Raw genomic sequence first — 18,169 nt, 5'->3', positions numbered from 1 at the left:
GCTAGGTTTTCGTGACCATGACCTGGTCGATGCGGTAGCTGTCGACGTCCATCACCTCGAAGGTGTAGCCGCCCCAGCTCACGCTGTCGGTGCGCTTGGGCACCCGCCGCAGCATCACCATCAGGAAGCCGGCCAGCGTTTCGTAGTCGTCCGGATGCGGCATCTCGTCGATGTGCAGCGCGCGCTGCACGTCCTGGATCGGCGTGACGCCGTCGATCAGCCACGAGTTCTCGTCGCGCTTCACGATCTGTTCCTCGTCGGGCATGGACACCAGGTCGCCCATCACCGTGCTCATCACGTCGTTGAGCGTGATCACGCCCACCACCAGGCTGTATTCGTTGACCACGATCGCGAAGTCTTCGTGCGCCTGCTGGAACTGCTCGAGCACCTCGGTGAGCGTGAGCCGGTCGGGAATGACCAGCGCCTTGTGCAGCGTGAGGCCCTGGTCGAACGCCAGCGGCTGGCCGCTGAGCACGCGCTGGAACATCTCCTTGGCGTCGACATAGCCGAGCACATGGTCGATGTCGCCGTCGCACACCGGGTAGGCCGAAAAAGGCTCGGCCACGATGCGCGCCCGCAGCACCGATTCGGGGTCGTCGTGCAGGAACCAGGCGATGTTGTCGCGCACCGTCATCACGCTGCTGACCAGCCGCGTGTCGAGTTCGAACACGTTGGCGATCACCTGCTGCTCGCGCACCGCGAGCACGCCCGCGCGCGCACCGGCCTCGGTCATGGCCAGGATGTCGGCCGAGGTGATCTTGTCGTCGCGCACCAGCGGCATGCCCAGCAGCTTGAAGAGCATGTCGGTGGAGCGCGTGAAGAACCACACCAGCGGCTTGAAGGCGGTGATCAGCACCATCATCGGGCCCACCATGCGAACCGCGATGCGCTCGGGGTCGCTCATGCCCAGGCGCTTGGGGAACAGGTCGGCGAACACCAGGAACACCGCGATGACGATCACGAACGAGCACAGGAAGGCCACGTTGGCCGAGGCTTCCACGCTCATCCAGCCTTCGAGGAAGCGCGCGAAGTAGGGGCTGAGCGAGCCCTCGCCGACCACGCCGCCGAGGATCGCCACCGCATTGAGGCCGATCTGCACCACGGTGAAGTAGTGGCCCGGCTGCTCCTGCACGCGCAGCACGCGCTCGGCCCGCGCATCGCCCTCGTCGGCCATCTGGCGCAGGCGCAGGCGCCGCGAGGCGGCCAGCGTGATTTCGGCAAGGGAGAAGAACGCGCTCATCGCGATCAGCAGGACGATGATGAGCAGGCTTTGGGTGAGGGTCATGGTGGCACGGCGAAGTGCACGATGGTGCCATGACCCGGAGCACATTCCAGCGAACACCGCGGAACCGGCTTTGCCGGGCCGCTGGTGTTGCCCCCGGAAGGGGGAGGGAGAAGCGACACGAAGTGCGCGCAGCCTGGGGGAGAGCCTAGACGCCGCCGTGCGGGTGGGTCGGGTCGACCCACAGGACCGATTCGGGTTTTTCTACCGGCTCGATATCGAGATTGATCGCCACCGCCTCGCCGTCGCTGCGGCACAGCACGCATTCGAGCGGCTCGGTGGCGCTGGCGTTGATTTCCTGGTGCGGCACGTAGGGCGGCACGTAGATGAAGTCGCCCGGGCCGGCCTCGGCCGTGAACTCGAGCTTCTCGCCCCAGCGCATGCGGGCCCGGCCGCGCACCACGTAGATCACCGATTCGAGGTGCCCGTGGTGATGGGCGCCGGTCTTGGCGTCGGCATGGATGGTGACGGTGCCGGCCCACAGCTTCTGCGCGCCGACGCGCGCGAAGTTGATGGCCGCGGCGCGGTTCATGCCGGGCGTCTGGGCGGTGTTGGCGTCGAGCTGGTTGGCCGCGATCACGCGCACGCCGTCGTGCTTCCAGGCCGGCGCGGCCTTGCCCTCGTGGCCGTGGTCGTGGCTCATGGAGGGCCGGAAAATCAGGCCGCGTTGCTGCCGCTGCCGCCCAGCACCTGCTGCAGCTCGCCCGACTCGTACATCTCCATCATGATGTCCGAGCCGCCGACGAATTCGCCCTTGACGTAGAGCTGGGGGATCGTGGGCCAGTTGCTGTATTCCTTGATGCCTTGGCGGATGCCATCGTCTTCGAGCACGTTGACGGTCTTGAGCGTCCTGGTGTCGACGCCGACCGCCTTGAGGATCTGGATCGCGCGGCCGGAGAAGCCGCACATCGGAAAGCTGGCGTTGCCCTTCATGAAGAGCACGAGGTCGTTGGTCTTGACGAGATCGTCGATGCGTTGCTGGGCGTCGGACATGGGAACTCCTGAAAAATGGGCTGGGGGGATTATTTCACCGTGCGCCAGATCCCGCCGGAACAGCGCTGGATGCCGGCAAGGTCGTCGCGGCTTTGCACTTCGGCAAAGCCGCGGGCCTGGAGCAGCTGGCGCACGGCCGCGGCCTGGTCGTGGCCGTGCTCGAGCAGCAGCCAGCCGCCGTCCGCCAGGTGCGCGGGGGCCTGCTGCACGATCTGGCGGATGTCGGCCAGCCCGTCGGGGCCGGCCACCAGCGCCGCCAGCGGCTCGTGCTGCAGCGCCGCCAGGTGCGGGTCGCCGGCCGCGATGTAGGGCGGATTGCTGGCAATGACCGCGTAGCCGCCGGCCGCGCCGTCGAGCCAGTGGGCCTGGCGAAAGCGCACCGGCAGGCCCAGGCGCTGCGCATTGGCCTTGGCGACGGCCAGTGCGTCGGCGCTGGCATCGACCGCGTCGACCAGCGCATCGGGGCGCGCATGCTGCAGCGCCAGCGCGATCGCGCCGCTGCCGGTGCCCAGGTCGAGCACCTGCGGCGCCTTGCGGCCTTCGAGGCATTGCAGGGCCCAGTCGACCAGCGTTTCGGTATCGGGGCGCGGCACCAGCACCCGCGCATCCACCTGCAGGCCGAGGCCGTGGAATTCCTTTTCGCCGAGCAGGTAGGCCACCGGCTCGCCCGCCAGCCGGCGCGGCAGCTGCGCCGAAAGGGCGGACCAGGCCGCTTCGGAAATGGCGTCGGTGTCGTGCGCCAGCAGCCAGGCGCGGTCGTGCGGCGCGCGGCCCAGCGCATGCAGCAGCAGCAGTTGCGCGTCGAGCCGGTCGACGCCCAGCGCCACGGCCGCGGCCAGCGCCTGGGCCACGGTGGACGGCGTGGTGGCCGTGGCCGTCATGCCGGCAGGCTCGATTCGAGCTCGGCCAGCTGCTCGGCCTCGCGCGCGGCGCGCAGCGCGTCGAGCACGTCGCCGAGGTCGCCTTCCATGATGGCCTGCAGCTTGTAGAGCGTGAGGTTGATGCGGTGGTCGGTGAGCCGGCCCTGCGGGAAGTTGTAGGTGCGGATGCGGTCGGAGCGGTCGCCGCTGCCGATCAGCCCCTTGCGCATGGCGGCGTCCTTGGCGGCGCGCTCGCTGCGGTCCTTTTCCTGGATGCGCGCCGACAGCACCTGCAGCGCCTTGGCCTTGTTGCGGTGCTGGCTGCGGTCGTCCTGGCACTCGGCCACGATGCCCGTTGGAATGTGCGTGATGCGCACGGCCGAGTCGGTCTTGTTGATGTGCTGGCCGCCGGCGCCGCTCGCGCGGTAGGTGTCGATGCGCAGGTCGGCCGGGTTGATCTGCACTGCCACGGTTTCGTCGGGCTCGGCCAGCACGGCCACGGTGCAGGCGCTGGTGTGGATGCGGCCCTGGGTCTCGGTGGCCGGCACGCGCTGCACGCGGTGGCCGCCCGATTCGAAGCGCAGGCGGCCGAACACGTCGTTGCCGGCGATGCGGATCACCACTTCCTTGTAGCCGCCGAGCTCGCTCTCGCTCTCGCTCACCACTTCGCAGCGCCAGCCGGCGCGCTCGCAGTAGCGCGTGTACATGCGCAGCAGGTCGCCCGCGAACAGCGCCGACTCGTCGCCGCCGGTGCCCGCGCGGATTTCGAGGAAGGCGTTGCGCGCGTCGTCCGGATCCTTGGGCAGCAGCAGGCGCTGCAGCTCTTCCTCGAGCTGCACGAGCTCGGCCTGCGCGGCGGCGATTTCTTCGCGGGCCATCTCGGCCATGTCGGGGTCTTCGAGCATTTCGGCCGCGCCGGCGATGTCGGCTTCGCGCTGCTTGTAGCGCTCGTAGCGGCCCGCGATCTGCGTGATCTCGGCGTGCTCGCGCGAGATGGTGCGGTACTGCGCCATGTCGCTCATGATGTCTTCGCGCGAAAGCAGGAAGTCGAGTTCGCCCAGGCGCTGGGCATAGCGTTCGAGTTGGTGGCGCAGAAAGGTCTTCACGGCGGAAAGGAGCTCGGAAAAATGGGGAAGGGCGCCGCGGTGCCGCGGCAGGGCGCATGTGGGACCGCGGCCGGCAGGGCCGGGCCGCTGGCGAGCGTCGCTAACGCTCTTTGCGCAGGAACAGGCGCGAGATGGTCTGCGCGGTGTGCTCGCGCGATGCGGCGTCGCCCGCGTGCAGTTCGGCCATGGCGCCGTGCAGCAGCTTCTGCGTGAGCCCGCGCGACATGGCCTCGAGCACCGCATCGACCGATTCGCCCTTGGCCAGCAGCTTGCGCGCGCGCGCCATCTCGGCGGCGCGCCACTCGTCGGCCTGGGCATTGAGCTGCTGGATCAGCGGCACGGTGCCGCGCTGGCCGAGCCAGTGCATGAAGCTCTGCACGCCGGCGTCGATGATGACCTCGGCCTCGGCCACGGCGGCCTGGCGGTTGGCCTGGCCCTGCTGCACCACCTGGGCGAGATCGTCGACGGTGTAGAGGTAGATGTCCTCGAGCGCCTTCACCTCGGGCTCGATGTCGCGCGGCACGGCCAGGTCGACCATGAACATCGGGCGGTGCTTGCGGGCCCTGAGTGCGCGCTCGACCGCGCCCAGGCCGATGATCGGCAGCGTGCTGGCGGTGCAGCTCACCACGATGTCGAACTCGGCCAGCCGGCTGGGCAGGTCGGCCAGCCGCATGGCCTCGCCGCCGAAGCGCGAGGCCAGCTTTTCGCCGCGCTCGAGCGTGCGGTTGGCAATGGCGATGGACTTCGGGTCCTTGGCCGCGAAATGCGTGGCGGCCAGGTCGATCATCTCGCCCGCGCCGACGAACAGCACGCGCGTCTGGTGCAGGTCTTCGAACAGCTGGCCGGCCAGCCGGACGGCCGCCGCGGCCATGCTGATGGAATGCGCGCCGATCTCGGTGGCGGTGCGCACCTCTTTCGCGACCGCGAAGGAGCGCTGGAACAGCTGGTTGAGCGTGCTGCCGAGCGCGCCGGCGGTTTCGGCCGCGCGCACGGCGTCCTTCATCTGGCCGAGGATCTGGGCTTCGCCGAGCACCATCGAATCGAGCCCGCTGGCCACGCGGAAGACGTGGCGCGCAGCCTCGTCGTCCTGCAGCGTGTAGGCATGCGAGCGCAGCAGCGCGGGCGCGACGCCGCCGCTCTCGGCCAGCCAGCCGACCGTGTGGTCGAGCGCGGCATGCTCGGCGGCGCAATAGATCTCGGTGCGGTTGCAGGTGGAGATGATCGCGGCCTCGACCTGCGGATGGCGGCCGCCGGCAAACGAACTGCGCAGGCTCTGCAGCGTGGGCGCCAGCTGATCGAGCGCGAACGCGAAACGACCGCGCAGATCGAGCGGCGCGGTCGTGTGGTTCAACCCGAGGGTCCAGACTGACATATCCACTGATTATAAAATCAGCAGCAGCCATGCGGCCGCCAAGGGGCTTGGCCGCATGCAACTCCACACAACAAGGGCGCCGCGAGCGCCCTTGGCCTTATCCGGCGGCCCTCGCTCGATACCCATTCCTACCCATGTCGCTGCTGGATCTTCTCAATCACCTGCTGAACTTCGTGGCGCCCGCGCTGGCCGTCGGCTTCCTGTGCGCGCTCATGGGCCGGGCCTTCCGGCGCAAGGCGGGCGGCAGGGCATGGTGGGCCCAGGGCGCGATCAATTCAGGCGTGGGAGCGCTGGTGCTGCTCGGCGGCGTCGTCCTTGCAGGGCGCGACGGCGCGATGGCGACCTACGCGGCGCTCGTTGTCGCCTGCGGTACAAGCCAATGGCTGGTCTCGGGCGGCTGGCGCGCGTAGTTCGCCAAGTCATGCGATGATGTTGCGTGTCCAGATGTTACCGACTGTTAGTATATGAGTCTAATCTGGTAAATATTCACATTTAGAGAGCGGGGAGAGTTGCAGGCAGCCGCTTTGAGCCAATATGCGGCAAGGCAGCCCATGGACGGTACAGATGTATTTGCATCCTCTTATTGCCAGCGTTCCCCCGGATGAGCGCGCAGCCTTCGTTCAGCGCATCGAACTTCGGTCCTACCGGCGCAACGAAGTGGTGCTGGCGGCGGACGAATGGTCCGACCGCATCTACTGCGTGGCCACCGGCCTGCTGCGGGTGGTGGTGCAGGGCAGCGGAGACAGCGGCGACGTCACGACCGACTTCATCCGGCAGGACGACTTCTTCCTGAACTCCGCCCTGATCGAGGAGCGCTACCAGGCCGGCGCGACCCTGGTGGCGGCCTTGCCCACCTCGCTGTACCTGGTGCCCACGCTCGAATTCAAGGCGCTGTGCGACCGCCATCCGGCCGTGACGATGGGCCTGCTCGACGTGGTCATGAAGCGCACCACGGTGCTGCGCAGGCAGATCCGGCAGATTTCATCGGCCTCGTCGGAGCGGCTCATCAGCCGCATCCTGCACGAGCTCACCGTGCTGGCGCCGGGCACCGACGGCGGCTACGACAAGCGCATCACCCAGTCGGTCATCGCCTCCTATTCGGGGCTTTCCAGGATGCAGGTCAACAAGACCATGCGGGACCTGGAGCGCCGCGGCCTGGTCAGGCGGGACGAGCACGGGGTGTATGTGCCGCCGCACTTCGCGTCGTCGGACTTCCAGGAGCTGCCGTCGACTGAGCCGAGTCCAACTGCCAAGGATTCCGGCGAGGTGAATCAGTCGTTCTTCTCGGAGTTGTTCGAGGCGCCGCCCAAGTCGGGCAAGACGACTCGCAAGTAGATCTGCGGCTCAGCCCACCGCCAGCCGCGTTCCCGCGGCGCTGGCGGCCTTGCGGATGCCGTCCGGCCCGTAGAAGGGCTGCGCGCCGGCCTGCAGGTAGTGCAGCGCGTTCTGCGTGAAATCGAGCTGGCTGTACACCATGGCGCCATTGCGGCGGTTGCAGGCCTTGGCCTGCTGCGCCAGCTCGACCAGTGCCGTCCAGGCGGCAAGCGAGGCCTCGCCGTCCGCCTCGGCGGCGGCATCGGCGCCCGCGCGCCCTGGCTCGAAACCCCGCGCCACCTGCGCCGATTCGCGCGCCTGGTCGAGTGCCGCCATGCGGTCGAGCAAGCCGGCCTTGCGCCTGGTGAGCGAAGGCAGCTCGGCAAAGAGGCCGTTCTTCATGGCCTCTGCCTCCCGCTCCAGCACCGACAGGAATTCCTCGATACAGGTTTTTTCGGCCAACAGGTGAAGCAGCATGGCGTTCAGAGCTTTCCGTTTTCGTGGAGCAGATCGCGCACGCTGGCGAGCAGGCCGCGGGCGATCCGGTCGGGGTGGATTTCATAGCGCCCGGCCCGGATGTCCTCGCGGATCGAGGCAACGCGCGCCGCGTCGAAATCGGAGTTGGGCGCCTCGGGCATCGAATGCACCTGGGCCGACGACGAGAGCTTCACCGCGTTCCTGCCGCCCTGGACGGCGTCGGTGCCGCTGGCGGGCGAGGACGCCGCGCCCTTGTTCGTTCGGGGGAGCGGTGTGGCCGAAGGGGCGAATGGATCGATTTTCAAGATGGTTCCTCAAAGGGCTGCCTGGTGTATCGGCAGTTCGGGCCAGAACTTTAGGGCAGTGCGCATCGAATGCGGCTACTGCGGCAGGCGGACCTGCCCTTCCTCGTCGGCCACGCCGCTGACCATGCGGCCGTCCACGGTCCTGGCCCGCACGGCCGCACCGGCGCTGGCGCTGCTCATCGCGCGTGCTTCGGTGCTGACCACATAGCCCGGGCCTTCGGCAACGACCTTGATGGTCTGGCCCTGCTGGATCACGGCCACGCCGCGCATCAGTTCGCGCCTGAGCGGCGCGCCGGACGCGATGCGGTTGGCGGCCACCACGCCCTGCAGTTCGGCAAGGTCGGTCACGACCGAGCGCGGCAGGGCGGTGAGATCGCCATTGCGGGCGATGAAGTCGCCCGCGCCCAGGGCCTGGCCGGTATCGATGTTGCGCGCGGCCACCAGGTAGCGCCCCTCGACCGCCACATGGGCCAGCACATAGCGCGTCCAGGGCTTTTGCTCCGAGTGGCAGCGCAGGCCGACCGACACCCGGCCCCACGCCGCGGCGCCGCGCGGCAGGAAGGCCTCGAGCGCATCGCAGGCGGGCAGCGGACCCGATGCTGGCGCCTCGACGCGGATGCCGACCTTGCCCGGCAGTCCGGCGGCCTGGGCCTGCAGCAGGCTGTCGACGGCGGCGCGCGCATCGCCCGTGAGCGGCGCCGCGGCCACGCACATCGCCGCGCCCAGCCCGGCCGCCAGGGCAGGCAGCACGAGCTTCAGGCGGCGTGGGCGGCAAGGGATTTTTTCCATGATGGGTGCCCGGCAATTCTAGGAAGGCGCACCCGATCCGAAGATTCGAAGTGCACGCCAAATGCCCCTTTGTTCGGGCCATTGCGAACGCAGTGCATGCATAGACTCGCTTTCCATCTGTCGCCATGCCCCGCCAGGGACGCGACGCCTCGAAAGATGGAAACACATGATCGACAAGCTGGATGCGGCGCTTCGCTTCAACCGCGAAGCACTGAACCTTCGGACGCAGCGCCAGGAAGTGCTCGCGGCCAACATCGCCCACGCCGACACGCCCAACTACAAGGCGCGTGACTTCGATTTCGCGAGCCGCCTGACACAGGCGGTCGAGCACGGCCGCGCGGCGCAGCAGCCGGTGCAGATGGCCGCCACGTCGGCGCGCCACATCCAGGCCGATGCGCCGCCCTCGATGCCCGAGCGCGACCTGCTGTACCGCGTGCCGAGCCAGGCCAGCATCGACGGCAACACGGTGGAGATGGATGCCGAGCGCATCAACTTCGCCGACAACGCGCTGCGCTACGAAGCCAACCTCACGGTGGTCAGCGCCAAGATCAAGTCGCTGCTCTCCGCTGCGCAATAAACAGGAAGGAGCCGCACATGCCGCATCCCGGTGCTTCCATGAACATCTTCAGCGTGGCGGGCTCCGCCATGGCCGCGCAGTCGCAGCGCATGAACGTGACGGCCAGCAATCTTGCCAACGCCGAGAGCGTGGCCGGCCCCGACGGCAAGCCTTACCGCGCCAAGCAGGTGGTCTTCGAAGTGGACGCCTCGGGCCAGCAGGACATCGGCGGCGTGAAGGTGGCCGGCGTCATCGAGGACCCCTCGCCGCTGAAGATGGTCTTCGACCCGAAGAACCCGCATGCCGACGCCAAGGGCTACGTGGCCATGCCCAACGTCAACGTGGTCGAGGAGATGACCAACATGATTTCCGCCTCGCGCAGCTACCAGGCCAACGTCGAGGTGCTCAACACCGCCAAGACGCTGATGGTCAAGACGCTGAGCATCGGCCAGTAACCCCCCACATCCCAACAAGAACCATGGCCATTTCCGACACCTCTTCCATCTCCGGGCTCAACGCAGCCACCGCCGCGTCGAGCGCCGGCAACGTCTCGGGAGCGGACAGCGAGCAGCGCTTCCTCAAGCTGCTGGTGACGCAGCTCAACAACCAGGACCCGCTCAACCCGATGGAGAACGCCGAGCTCACGTCGCAGCTCGCGCAGATGAGCACCGTGAGCGGCATCGAGCGGCTCAACAGCGCGCTCAGCGGACTGGTGAACCAGACCGGCGCCAACCAGGTGCTGCAGGCGGCATCGCTCATTGGCTACAACGTGCTGTCGCCCGGCAACACCATCGCCGCCACGGAGCCCAAGGCCGGCGAGGAACCGGCGGCCGTGCCCTTTGCCGTGCAGCTGCCGGCCACCGCCGGCACCGTCGAGGTGAAGATCGTCAATGCCGCGGGCAACACCGTGCGCACCTTGACGCTCGGGCCGATGACCGAGGGCGTCAACGCCGTCAGCTGGGACGGCAAGGCCGACGACGGCAGCACGGCCCCGGCGGGCGCCTACAGCTTCAGCGTCGCGGCCGCCAACAACGGCACGCGCGTGGAGGCCACTTCGCTGGTCTTCTCGCAGGTGGCCGCCGTCAAGCAGGGCGCCAGCGGCGTCACGCTCGAACTGATGTCGGGCCAGAGCATCGGCCTGGCCGACGTGCGCATGTTCCTCTGAGCAGCTGTCGCGCGCTGTCTTCCTCATCGGCAGCGGCCCGTGCGCCGCAGGCCATTTCTTCTTCTTCATTGCACTGAAACAAGGATTCGATCATGGGCTTTTCCCAAGGCATCAGCGGCCTGTCCGCAGCCGCCGCCAACCTCGACGTCATCGGCAACAACATCGCCAACTCGGGCACGGTCGGCTTCAAGTCGGGCGCGGCAACCTTCCAGGACGTGTATGCGGGCTCGCGCGTCGGCCTGGGCGTGGCGGTGTCGGGCATCGTGCAGAACTTCACGCAGGGCTCGGTGCAGACCAGCAGCCGGCCGCTGGACGTGGCGATCCTCAACGGCGACGGCTTCTTCCGCCTCAGCAGCCCGAGCGGCGAGGTGATGTATTCGCGCAATGGCCAGTTCACGCGCGACAAGGACGGCTTCATCGTCAACGCCGCGGGCCTGCGCCTGACGGGCTACGGCGTCTCCGCCACCGGCGGCCTGGACGGCGGCACGCCGGGCCCGCTGCAGGTCCAGACCACGGCCATGAGCCCGAAGGCGACCACCGCCATCAACGCCACCTTCAACCTGGACGCGCGCGGCACGGTGCCCACCAAGACGCCGTTCTCCGCCACCGATTCGGCCACCTTCAACTATTCGAACGCGCTCGGCCCGGTGTTCGATTCGCTCGGCAATCCGCACGAGCTCGGCGTCTTCTTCGTGAAGACCGGCGCCAATGCCTGGGACGTGTACGGCGCGGCCGACGGCAGCGCGCTCAATGGCGGCGCGCCGATCTCGACGATGAGCTTCGACGGCAACGGCAACCTGCTCACGCCGGCCGGCGGCAAGCTGACGCTGCCCACGATGAATTTCGGCAACGGCTCGGTGGCGCTCAACGCCACGGTGGACCTTTCGGGCACCACGCAGTTCGGCAACGTCAACGAGATCAAGACGCTCAAGCAGGACGGCTACACCTCCGGCACGCTGACCTCGTTCTCGATCAACCCCGACGGCACCATCACCGGCAAGTTCTCCAACGAACAGACCACGCTGATGGGCCAGGTGGTGCTGACCTCTTTCGCCAACCCCAACGGCCTGGAACCGATGGGCGAGAACGTCTGGGGCGAAACGCTGGCCTCGGGCCAGCCGCTCACCGGCACGCCGGGCGCGGGCACCAAGCAGGGCTCGCTCGCCTCGGGCGCGCTGGAGGCATCGAACGTCGACCTGACCTCCGAGCTCGTCAACCTGATCGTCGCGCAGCGCAGCTACCAGGCCAATGCGCAGACGGTGAAGACGCAGGATCAGGTCGTCCAGACCCTGATCAACATCCGCTGAGCCGCCCATGGACCGCATGCTGTATGTCGCGATGAGCGGCGCCAAGCAGGCCATGGAGCAGCAGGCCTCCGTCGCCAACAACATGGCGAACGCCTCCACGCCCGGGTTCCGCGCGCAGATCAACAGCTTTCGCGCGGTGCCGGTGACCGATGGCGCCGAGGCGACGACGCGCGCCTACGTGGTTGCCACCACGCCGGGCGCCGACTTCAGCCACGGTCCGCTCACGGAAACCGGCCGCGCGCTCGACGTTGCCATTCACGGCGACGGCTGGCTCGCGGTGCAGACGCCCGATGGCGGCGAGGCCTACACCCGCGTGGGCAACCTGCAGGTGAACGCCGAAGGCCAGCTCACGACCATGGGCTCGCTGCCCGTGGCCGGCGACGCCGGCGCACTGGCGGTGCCGCCCGGCTCCACCGTCGCGATCGCGGCCAACGGCCTCGTGACGGCGCGCGGTGCCGGCGACCCGGCCATCGGCATTGCCGAGGTGGGCCGGCTGAAGCTGGTCAACCCGCCCGTGGCCGACCTGGTGCGCGGCGCCGACGGCCTTTTTCGCATGCGCGAGGGCCTCGCGCCGGCCGAGCCCGATGCGGCCGTGACCGTGACCACCGGCGCGGTCGAGGGCAGCAACGTCAACGGCGTGGAGGCCATGGTGGCCATGATCGCCAACGCCCGCAGCTTCGAGATGCAGATGAAGTCGATGCACAGCGCGGACGAGAACGCGCAGTCGGCCAACAAGCTGCTGGCGTACGGCTGAGCCCGCGCCCCACCACCCATTTCCCCAAGGATTTTTTGCCATGATGCGCTCGCTCTACATCGCCAAGACCGGCCTGGATGCCCAGCAGACCCAACTCGACGTGGTGTCGAACAACCTTGCCAACGTCGGCACCACGGGCTTCAAGCGAAGCCGCGCCGTGTTCGAGGACCTGATGTACCAGAACCTGCGCCAGGTCGGCGGCCAGACCTCGGACCAGACCCGGCTGCCTTCGGGCCTGCAGGTGGGCACCGGCGTGCACGTGGTCGCCACCGAGCGCATCCACTCGCAGGGCAACCTCACCAAGACCGACAAGCCGACCGACGTGGCCATCAACGGCGGCGGCTTCTTCCAGGTGCTGATGCCCGACGGCACCACCGCCTACACGCGCGACGGCTCGTTCCAGACCGACCGCGACGGCCAGCTCGTCACGGCCAGCGGCTTTCCGGTGCAGCCGGCCATCACGCTGCCCGCCAACGCCACCAGCCTGACCATCGGCCGCGACGGCATCGTGTCGATCACGCAGGCCGGGCAGACCAACACGGTGCAGGTCGGGCAGCTGCAGCTGGCCACCTTCCTGAACCCGGCCGGCCTGCAGAGCAAGGGCGAGAACCTCTATGCGGAAACCGATGCCTCCGGCGCGCCGAACCAGGTCAACCCCGGCATCGACGGCGCGGGCATCCTGAGCCAGGGCTACGTGGAGGCTTCGAACGTCAACGTGGTCGAAGAGCTCGTGAACATGATCGCCACGCAGCGCGCCTACGAGATCAACAGCAAGGCGGTCCAGACCTCGGACCAGATGCTGCAGCGCCTGGCGCAGTTATGACCTCCCGCACCTTGTGCCTGGCGCTGTCGGTGGCTCTTGCCGTGCTGGCCTCGGGCTGCGCGCAGGTTCCGCGCGAGCCGCTGGTGCACCAGCCGATGACGGCGCGGGCGGAGAACATGGCTTCGATGCCGCGGCGTGCCAACGGCGCGATCTTCCAGGACGGTCCCGGCGGCAGCGCGCTGTTCGAGGACCGCCGGCCGCGCAACGTGGGCGACATCCTGACCATCGTCATCAGCGAGCGCGTCAACGCGAGCAAGAACTCGGGCGCAACGGCAAGCCGCACGGGCAGCCTGGCGGCCGACTTCGCCGGCATTCCGAAGCTGCTGGGTTCGCTGCTCGACGGGCAGGACGCCAAGCTGTCGGGCGGCAACAAGCTCGACGCCAAGGGCGGCGCCAACGCCAACAACACCTTCAACGGCGTGATCACGGTCACGGTGGTGGACGTGATGCGCAACGGCAACCTGCTGGTGAGTGGCGAGAAGCAGATGGGCATCAACCAGGGCACCGAGTACATCCGGTTCTCGGGCGTGGTGAACCCGCGCACGGTCTCGGGCAGCAACACCGTGCCTTCGACGCTGGTGGCCGATGCGCGCATCGAGTACACGGCCAAGGGCTACATCGACGAGGCGCAGCACATGGGATGGATGCAGCGCTTCTTCTTGAACGTCATGCCGTTCTGATGACTCACCCCCAAATCATGAATTTCTTCTGCAATGTGCGTTCGTTGATCGGCTTTGCGGCGCTGTGCGCCATCACCCTGTGTTCACCGGCGCAGGCCGAGCGGCTGAAGGAGCTCGCGAGCATCCAGGGCGTGCGCGACAACCCGCTGATCGGCTACGGCCTCATGGTCGGACTCGACGGCACGGGCGACCAGACCATGCAGACGCCGTTCACCACGCAGAGCCTCAACAACATGCTGCAGCAGCTGGGCATCACGATTCCGCAGGGCGTGAACATGCAGCTCAAGAACGTGGCGGCGGTGATGGTCACGGCCACGCTGCCTTCGTTCGCACGGCCCGGCCAGAACATCGACGTGACGGTGTCCTCGATGGGCAATGCCAAGAGCCTGCGCGGCGGCACGCTGCTGATGACGCCGCTCAAGGGCGTCGACGGGCAGGTCTATGCGATCGCGCAGGGCAACATGGTGGTCGGCGGCGCGGGCGCGTCGGCCAACGGCAGCAAGGCGCAGGTCAACCAGCTCGGCTCGGGCCGCATCCCGGCCGGCGCGCTGGTGGAGCGCAGCGTCGAGGCGCCGGTGGGCGGCGAAGGCAGCTTCACGCTGGAGCTCAACCGCTCCGACTTCGGCACGGTGCAGCTGGCGGCCGACGCCATCAACCGGCAGTTCGGCGCGGGCACGGCGCAGGCGCTCGACGCCCGCGTGATCCAGGTGCAGGCACCCGCGCCGCAGGAGCGCGTGGGCTTTCTCGCGCGGCTCGAGAGCCTCGAAGTGACGCCGACGCAGGCGGTCGCGCGCGTGGTGGTCAATGCGCGCACCGGCTCCGTGGTCATGAACCAGGCCGTGCGCGTGAACGACTGCGCGGTGGCGCACGGCAACCTCTCGGTGGTCATCAACACCGAGCCCGTGGTGAGCCAGCCCAATGCATTTTCCGGCGGCTCCACGGTGGTGGGGCAGACCTCGCAGATCTCGATCAGCCAGGGCGGCGGCGCGCTGCAGATGGTGCGCGGCGGCGCCTCGCTGGCCGATGTGATCAAGGGCCTGAACAGCCTGGGCGCCAATCCGCAGGACCTGGTGTCGATCCTGCAGGCCATGAAGTCCGCCGGCGCGCTGCGCGCCGAGCTCGAGATCATCTGAGCATCGCCATGGCCATCACCGAAAGCAGAAGCGGCGCGCTGGACCAGCGCCTTGCACTCGACGTGCAGGGTGTCGATGCCTTGCGCTACACCGTGCGCAGCTCGCCCGAAGAGGGCCTGAAGCAGGTGTCGCGCCAGTTCGAGGCACTGTTCATGAACATGGTGCTCAAGAGCATGCGCGAGGCCACGCCTTCGAGCGGCTTGCTGGAGAACCGCGACCAGAAGATCTACATGTCGATGCTCGACCAGCAGCTCGCGCAGAACCTCTCCGGGCGCGGCGTGGGACTGGCCGAGGCCATGCTCGCGCAGCTCAGCCGCGCGGCGCCCTCGGGCGAAGCAGACGGCAGCGGCAGCGAAGGCATCTCGCTCGCGCCACGCGCGGGCATCGCACTCACGCCGCAGTCGGGCATTCCGCTCGGCTCGTCGCCATCGTCATTGCCATCCGCACCGGCAAGGCCATCGGCCGCATCGGTGGACCTGGGCATCTACCAGCGCAACAGCGACCGCTCGGCCGCGGGCGCCGTGGCTTCGCTGCAGGGCAATGTCGACAGCTTCGTGCAGCGCATGGGCGGTTCCGCGCAGGTGGCGAGCGAGGCGAGCGGCGTGCCCGCGCCGCTGATCCTCGCGCAGGCCGCGCTCGAATCGGGCTGGGGCAAGCGCGAGATCCGCGCCGACGACGGCACCCAGAGCTTCAACCTGTTCGGCATCAAGGCCGACCGCAGCTGGAAGGGTCCGGTGGTGGAGACCACCACGACCGAATACGTGGACGGCGAGCCGCAGCGCGTGCGCGCGAAGTTCAGGGCCTACGCCTCCTACGACGAGGCCTTCACCGATTACGCCCGGTTCATCACGCGCAACCCGCGCTACGCCGGCGTGCTGGCCGCCGACACGCCGGCCGAGGCCGCGCACGGCCTGCAGAAGGCCGGCTACGCCACCGATCCCCAGTACGGGCAGAAGCTCGTTCGCATCATGCAGAAGTTCAGCTGAAGGAATCCATATGGCAGAGATCATGACCCCTCCACAACACCGGGGCGCCGCGGCGCCTGCCACCTCGAGCCGGCTGGAGGTGGTGACCTTCACGCTGGGCCAGGAGGAATACGGCATCGACATCCAGAAGGTGCAGGAGCTGCGCGGCTACGACGCGGTGACGCGCATCGCGAACGCGCCGGAGTACATCAAGGGCGTGGTGAACCTGCGCGGGATCATCGTCCCGATCATCGACATGCGCATCAAGTTCAGGCTGGGCACGCCCAGCTACGACCAGTTCACGGTGGTGATCGTGCTGAACATTGCAGGGCGCGTGGTGGGCATGGTGGTGGACAGCGTGTCGGACGTGATCACCTTGAGCGCGGAGCAGATCAAGCCGGCGCCGGAGATGGGCTCGGTGCTGGACACCGACTACCTGATCGGCCTGGGCACGCTGGACGAGCGGATGCTGATCCTGGTGGACATCGACCGGCTGATGTCCAGCGACGAGATGGGCCTGGTCGAGAAGATCGCCGCCTGAGGCGGGCGCGCACGGAGCAATCGACATGAAGAACCTCAAGATCGGCACGCGCCTGGGCATCGGTTTTGCGCTGGTGCTGGCGCTCATGGCCTGCATCGCGGGCATTGGCGTGTTCCGCCTGCAGGGCGTGGGCGACGCGGTGCAGGAGATGGTGCAGCGCTCGCTCGTGAAGGAGCGCCTGGCCGCGAACTGGCTGCTCAACACCAGCAGCAACAGCGTGCGCACCTTCGCGCTGGTCAAGAGCAACGATGCGGAAGTGCAGGACTACCTGCAAAAGCAGATGAGCAAGACCAGCGCCGGCATCTCCGAGACGCAGGCCAAGCTCGAAGCCATGCTGGATTCGCCCGAGGAGCAGGCGATCAGCGCCGACATCAAGGAAAAGCGCAGCCAGTACGTGGGCCTGCGCAACACCATCCTCAAACTCAAGGCCGAAGGCAAGCAGGAGGAGGCGGCAGCGATCACCAACGGCAAGCTGGTGCCGATGCTCGAGGTCTACGACGCGAGCATCCGCGGCATGCTGACGCACCAGGCCGAGCGCATCGACAAGGCCGCCGATGCCGTGGACAGCCTGAACCGCGCGGGCCGCATGAACGTGATCGTGCTGGCCATGGCTGCGCTGCTGCTCGGCGGCGTGCTGGCATGGCTCCTGACGCGCAGCATCACGCGGCCGCTGAACGAAGCCGTGCGCGTGGCGCAGACGGTGGCGGACGGCGACCTGACCAGCCGCATCGAATCGTCGTCGCGCGACGAGACGGGCCAGCTGATGCAGGCATTGAAGAACATGAATGCGAGCCTGGCCACCGTGGTGAGCGGCGTGCGCCAGGGCACCGATGCGATCGCCACGGCTTCGGGCGAGATCGCGGCGGGCAACCAGGACCTTTCGTCGCGCACCGAGGAGCAGGCCAGTTCGCTGGAGCAGACTGCGGCATCGATGGAAGAGCTGACCTCCACGGTGAAGCAGAACGCGGACAACGCACGGCAGGCGAATCAGCTCGCGCTCTCGGCCTCCGAAGTGGCAGTGAAGGGCGGCAACGTGGTGGGGCAGGTGGTCGACACCATGGCCTCGATCAATGCGTCCTCGAAGAAGATCGTCGACATCATCGGCGTGATCGATGGCATTGCGTTCCAGACCAATATCCTTGCGCTCAATGCCGCGGTGGAGGCGGCACGTGCCGGCGAGCAGGGCCGCGGCTTCGCAGTGGTCGCCTCCGAAGTCCGCAACCTGGCCCAGCGCTCGGGCGCAGCCGCCAAGGAAATCAAGGGCCTGATCGACGACTCCGTCGGCAAGGTCGACATGGGCAGCGCCCTCGTCGGCGAAGCCGGCAAGACCATGGCCGAGATCGTGGGCAGCGTCAAGCGCGTGACCGACATCATCGGGGAGATCACGGCCGCGAGCCAGGAGCAGAGCACCGGCATCGAGCAGGTGAACCAGGCCATTGCCCAGATGGACCAGGTGACGCAGCAGAACGCCGCGCTGGTCGAAGAAGCCGCCGCTGCGGCGCAGTCGATGCAGGAGCAGGCCGCGAGCCTGGTCGGGGCCGTCAGCGTGTTCAGGCTGGATGGAACACCGGCCGCTCGTTCCGGGCTCGCATTCGCCGCGCCGAAGGCCCTGCGGCCGGCCCCGGCCAGGAAGAGCGAGGCCACCGCGGCCCCGCAACTGGCTGTTGCCGCCAGCGCGGCAAATGGCGATTGGACGGAATTTTGAGCTGAAGGCCTCAAGTCTTGCGCGCGGATGCCGATAACCCTG

The 18,169-nt window shown here is 68.0% G+C and carries 22 protein-coding genes; 13 read left to right on the top strand and 9 right to left on the bottom strand.

Annotated features, from left to right (window positions below; all coding sequences use genetic code 11):
• Position 1: 1 nt before the first annotated feature.
• From ACAM58_RS20660 to hemA, 6 genes are all read right to left on the bottom strand, one after another.
• Positions 2 to 1,285, bottom strand: coding sequence for a hemolysin family protein (locus ACAM58_RS20660; RefSeq protein ID WP_015866984.1), 1,284 nt, complete (start codon positions 1,283 to 1,285; stop codon positions 2 to 4).
• Between the two features lie 145 nt (positions 1,286 to 1,430).
• Positions 1,431 to 1,925, bottom strand: a complete 495-nt coding sequence (locus ACAM58_RS20655) for a cupin domain-containing protein (RefSeq protein ID WP_027731018.1) — start codon at positions 1,923 to 1,925, stop codon at positions 1,431 to 1,433.
• Positions 1,926 to 1,939: 14 nt separating this feature from the next.
• Positions 1,940 to 2,275: a Grx4 family monothiol glutaredoxin gene (gene grxD, locus ACAM58_RS20650; RefSeq protein WP_027730704.1), complete on the bottom strand. Its 336-nt coding sequence runs from the start codon at positions 2,273 to 2,275 to the stop codon at positions 1,940 to 1,942.
• A 29-nt stretch (positions 2,276 to 2,304) separates the two neighbouring features.
• Positions 2,305 to 3,156, bottom strand: a complete 852-nt coding sequence (gene prmC, locus ACAM58_RS20645) for a peptide chain release factor N(5)-glutamine methyltransferase (RefSeq protein ID WP_369663450.1) — start codon at positions 3,154 to 3,156, stop codon at positions 2,305 to 2,307.
• Entirely contained in the window at positions 3,153 to 4,241 is a 1,089-nt protein-coding gene (gene prfA, locus ACAM58_RS20640) for a peptide chain release factor 1 (protein ID WP_015866980.1), read from the bottom strand. The genes prmC and prfA overlap by 4 nt, the downstream gene beginning before the upstream one ends.
• Positions 4,242 to 4,341: 100 nt before the next feature.
• On the bottom strand, positions 4,342 to 5,613 hold the full coding sequence (hemA, locus tag ACAM58_RS20635) for a glutamyl-tRNA reductase (protein WP_369663449.1): 1,272 nt from the start codon (positions 5,611 to 5,613) through the stop codon (positions 4,342 to 4,344).
• Positions 5,614 to 5,747: 134 nt separating this feature from the next.
• Between hemA and ACAM58_RS20630 the strand changes: the two genes are divergently transcribed.
• Both ACAM58_RS20630 and ACAM58_RS20625 read left to right on the top strand, forming a co-directional pair.
• On the top strand, positions 5,748 to 6,023 hold the full coding sequence (locus ACAM58_RS20630) for a hypothetical protein (protein ID WP_278878741.1): 276 nt from the start codon (positions 5,748 to 5,750) through the stop codon (positions 6,021 to 6,023).
• A 154-nt stretch (positions 6,024 to 6,177) separates the two neighbouring features.
• A complete protein-coding gene (locus ACAM58_RS20625) occupies positions 6,178 to 6,948 on the top strand; it encodes a Crp/Fnr family transcriptional regulator (protein WP_369663448.1) in 771 nt (256 codons plus the stop codon).
• 9 nt (positions 6,949 to 6,957) lie between these two features.
• Here ACAM58_RS20625 and ACAM58_RS20620 read toward each other — a convergent pair whose 3' ends face one another.
• The 3 genes from ACAM58_RS20620 to flgA all read right to left on the bottom strand — a co-directional run bounded on the left by ACAM58_RS20620 (position 6,958) and on the right by flgA (position 8,498).
• Entirely contained in the window at positions 6,958 to 7,404 is a 447-nt protein-coding gene (locus ACAM58_RS20620) for a flagella synthesis protein FlgN (RefSeq protein WP_369663447.1), read from the bottom strand.
• Between the two features lie 5 nt (positions 7,405 to 7,409).
• A complete protein-coding gene (flgM, locus tag ACAM58_RS20615) occupies positions 7,410 to 7,709 on the bottom strand; it encodes a flagellar biosynthesis anti-sigma factor FlgM (protein ID WP_369663446.1) in 300 nt (99 codons plus the stop codon).
• Between the two features lie 75 nt (positions 7,710 to 7,784).
• The gene (gene flgA, locus ACAM58_RS20610; RefSeq protein WP_369663445.1) at positions 7,785 to 8,498 is read right to left on the bottom strand and encodes a flagellar basal body P-ring formation chaperone FlgA; all 714 of its coding nucleotides are present in this window, start codon (positions 8,496 to 8,498) and stop codon (positions 7,785 to 7,787) included.
• A 166-nt stretch (positions 8,499 to 8,664) separates the two neighbouring features.
• Here flgA and flgB point away from each other — a divergent pair, with 166 nt between their 5' ends.
• From flgB to ACAM58_RS20555, 11 genes are all read left to right on the top strand, one after another.
• Entirely contained in the window at positions 8,665 to 9,075 is a 411-nt protein-coding gene (flgB, locus tag ACAM58_RS20605; protein WP_369663444.1) for a flagellar basal body rod protein FlgB, read from the top strand.
• A gap of 17 nt (positions 9,076 to 9,092) precedes the next feature.
• The gene (flgC, locus tag ACAM58_RS20600; protein ID WP_015866972.1) at positions 9,093 to 9,509 is read left to right on the top strand and encodes a flagellar basal body rod protein FlgC; all 417 of its coding nucleotides are present in this window, start codon (positions 9,093 to 9,095) and stop codon (positions 9,507 to 9,509) included.
• 23 nt (positions 9,510 to 9,532) lie between these two features.
• The gene (locus ACAM58_RS20595; protein WP_062365632.1) at positions 9,533 to 10,219 is read left to right on the top strand and encodes a flagellar hook assembly protein FlgD; all 687 of its coding nucleotides are present in this window, start codon (positions 9,533 to 9,535) and stop codon (positions 10,217 to 10,219) included.
• A 92-nt stretch (positions 10,220 to 10,311) separates the two neighbouring features.
• Complete coding sequence (gene flgE / locus ACAM58_RS20590) at positions 10,312 to 11,526, top strand: flagellar hook protein FlgE (RefSeq protein ID WP_015866970.1); 1,215 nt, start codon at positions 10,312 to 10,314, stop codon at positions 11,524 to 11,526.
• 7 nt (positions 11,527 to 11,533) lie between these two features.
• Entirely contained in the window at positions 11,534 to 12,280 is a 747-nt protein-coding gene (locus ACAM58_RS20585; protein ID WP_278878777.1) for a flagellar basal body rod protein FlgF, read from the top strand.
• Between the two features lie 40 nt (positions 12,281 to 12,320).
• On the top strand, positions 12,321 to 13,103 hold the full coding sequence (gene flgG / locus ACAM58_RS20580; RefSeq protein ID WP_015866968.1) for a flagellar basal-body rod protein FlgG: 783 nt from the start codon (positions 12,321 to 12,323) through the stop codon (positions 13,101 to 13,103).
• Positions 13,100 to 13,783, top strand: coding sequence for a flagellar basal body L-ring protein FlgH (locus tag ACAM58_RS20575; protein WP_369663443.1), 684 nt, complete (start codon positions 13,100 to 13,102; stop codon positions 13,781 to 13,783). Before flgG ends, ACAM58_RS20575 begins: the two co-directional genes overlap by 4 nt.
• The gene (locus ACAM58_RS20570; protein WP_369663442.1) at positions 13,783 to 14,916 is read left to right on the top strand and encodes a flagellar basal body P-ring protein FlgI; all 1,134 of its coding nucleotides are present in this window, start codon (positions 13,783 to 13,785) and stop codon (positions 14,914 to 14,916) included. Before ACAM58_RS20575 ends, ACAM58_RS20570 begins: the two co-directional genes overlap by 1 nt.
• Positions 14,917 to 14,924: 8 nt before the next feature.
• Entirely contained in the window at positions 14,925 to 15,902 is a 978-nt protein-coding gene (gene flgJ / locus ACAM58_RS20565) for a flagellar assembly peptidoglycan hydrolase FlgJ (protein WP_369663441.1), read from the top strand.
• Positions 15,903 to 15,924: 22 nt separating this feature from the next.
• Positions 15,925 to 16,422: a chemotaxis protein CheW gene (locus tag ACAM58_RS20560; RefSeq protein WP_062366021.1), complete on the top strand. Its 498-nt coding sequence runs from the start codon at positions 15,925 to 15,927 to the stop codon at positions 16,420 to 16,422.
• 25 nt (positions 16,423 to 16,447) lie between these two features.
• Positions 16,448 to 18,127 (top strand): methyl-accepting chemotaxis protein, encoded by a 1,680-nt coding sequence (locus ACAM58_RS20555; RefSeq protein ID WP_369663440.1) that lies wholly within the window; start codon positions 16,448 to 16,450, stop codon positions 18,125 to 18,127.
• The last annotated feature ends 42 nt before the right edge of the window (positions 18,128 to 18,169 follow it).

The sequence above is a fragment of the Variovorax sp. V116 genome (assembly GCF_041154435.1).
Lineage (GTDB): Bacteria > Pseudomonadota > Gammaproteobacteria > Burkholderiales > Burkholderiaceae_C > Variovorax > Variovorax paradoxus.
Note: the sequence above shows the minus strand (reverse complement) of the source record. Positions and strands in the feature narration are given on the sequence as shown.

Bases quoted from the DNA above. Each gene is read 5' to 3' on its own strand.
- flgJ (WP_369663441.1), top strand. From the start codon at position 14,925: ATGGCCATCACCGAAAGCAGAAGCGGCGCGCTGGACCAGCGCCTTGCA.
- grxD (WP_027730704.1), bottom strand. From the start codon at position 2,275: ATGTCCGACGCCCAGCAACGCATCGACGATCTCGTCAAGACCAACGAC.
- flgB (WP_369663444.1), top strand. From the start codon at position 8,665: ATGATCGACAAGCTGGATGCGGCGCTTCGCTTCAACCGCGAAGCACTG.
- flgE (WP_015866970.1), top strand. From the start codon at position 10,312: ATGGGCTTTTCCCAAGGCATCAGCGGCCTGTCCGCAGCCGCCGCCAAC.
- flgA (WP_369663445.1), bottom strand. From the start codon at position 8,498: ATGGAAAAAATCCCTTGCCGCCCACGCCGCCTGAAGCTCGTGCTGCCT.
- ACAM58_RS20630 (WP_278878741.1), top strand. From the start codon at position 5,748: ATGTCGCTGCTGGATCTTCTCAATCACCTGCTGAACTTCGTGGCGCCC.
- ACAM58_RS20575 (WP_369663443.1), top strand. From the start codon at position 13,100: ATGACCTCCCGCACCTTGTGCCTGGCGCTGTCGGTGGCTCTTGCCGTG.
- ACAM58_RS20655 (WP_027731018.1), bottom strand. From the start codon at position 1,925: ATGAGCCACGACCACGGCCACGAGGGCAAGGCCGCGCCGGCCTGGAAG.
- flgG (WP_015866968.1), top strand. From the start codon at position 12,321: ATGATGCGCTCGCTCTACATCGCCAAGACCGGCCTGGATGCCCAGCAG.
- ACAM58_RS20585 (WP_278878777.1), top strand. From the start codon at position 11,534: ATGGACCGCATGCTGTATGTCGCGATGAGCGGCGCCAAGCAGGCCATG.
- ACAM58_RS20570 (WP_369663442.1), top strand. From the start codon at position 13,783: ATGACTCACCCCCAAATCATGAATTTCTTCTGCAATGTGCGTTCGTTG.
- hemA (WP_369663449.1), bottom strand. From the start codon at position 5,613: ATGTCAGTCTGGACCCTCGGGTTGAACCACACGACCGCGCCGCTCGAT.
- flgC (WP_015866972.1), top strand. From the start codon at position 9,093: ATGCCGCATCCCGGTGCTTCCATGAACATCTTCAGCGTGGCGGGCTCC.
- prmC (WP_369663450.1), bottom strand. From the start codon at position 3,156: ATGACGGCCACGGCCACCACGCCGTCCACCGTGGCCCAGGCGCTGGCC.
- ACAM58_RS20620 (WP_369663447.1), bottom strand. From the start codon at position 7,404: ATGCTGCTTCACCTGTTGGCCGAAAAAACCTGTATCGAGGAATTCCTG.
- ACAM58_RS20595 (WP_062365632.1), top strand. From the start codon at position 9,533: ATGGCCATTTCCGACACCTCTTCCATCTCCGGGCTCAACGCAGCCACC.
- ACAM58_RS20625 (WP_369663448.1), top strand. From the start codon at position 6,178: ATGTATTTGCATCCTCTTATTGCCAGCGTTCCCCCGGATGAGCGCGCA.
- ACAM58_RS20560 (WP_062366021.1), top strand. From the start codon at position 15,925: ATGACCCCTCCACAACACCGGGGCGCCGCGGCGCCTGCCACCTCGAGC.
- ACAM58_RS20555 (WP_369663440.1), top strand. From the start codon at position 16,448: ATGAAGAACCTCAAGATCGGCACGCGCCTGGGCATCGGTTTTGCGCTG.
- ACAM58_RS20660 (WP_015866984.1), bottom strand. From the start codon at position 1,285: ATGACCCTCACCCAAAGCCTGCTCATCATCGTCCTGCTGATCGCGATG.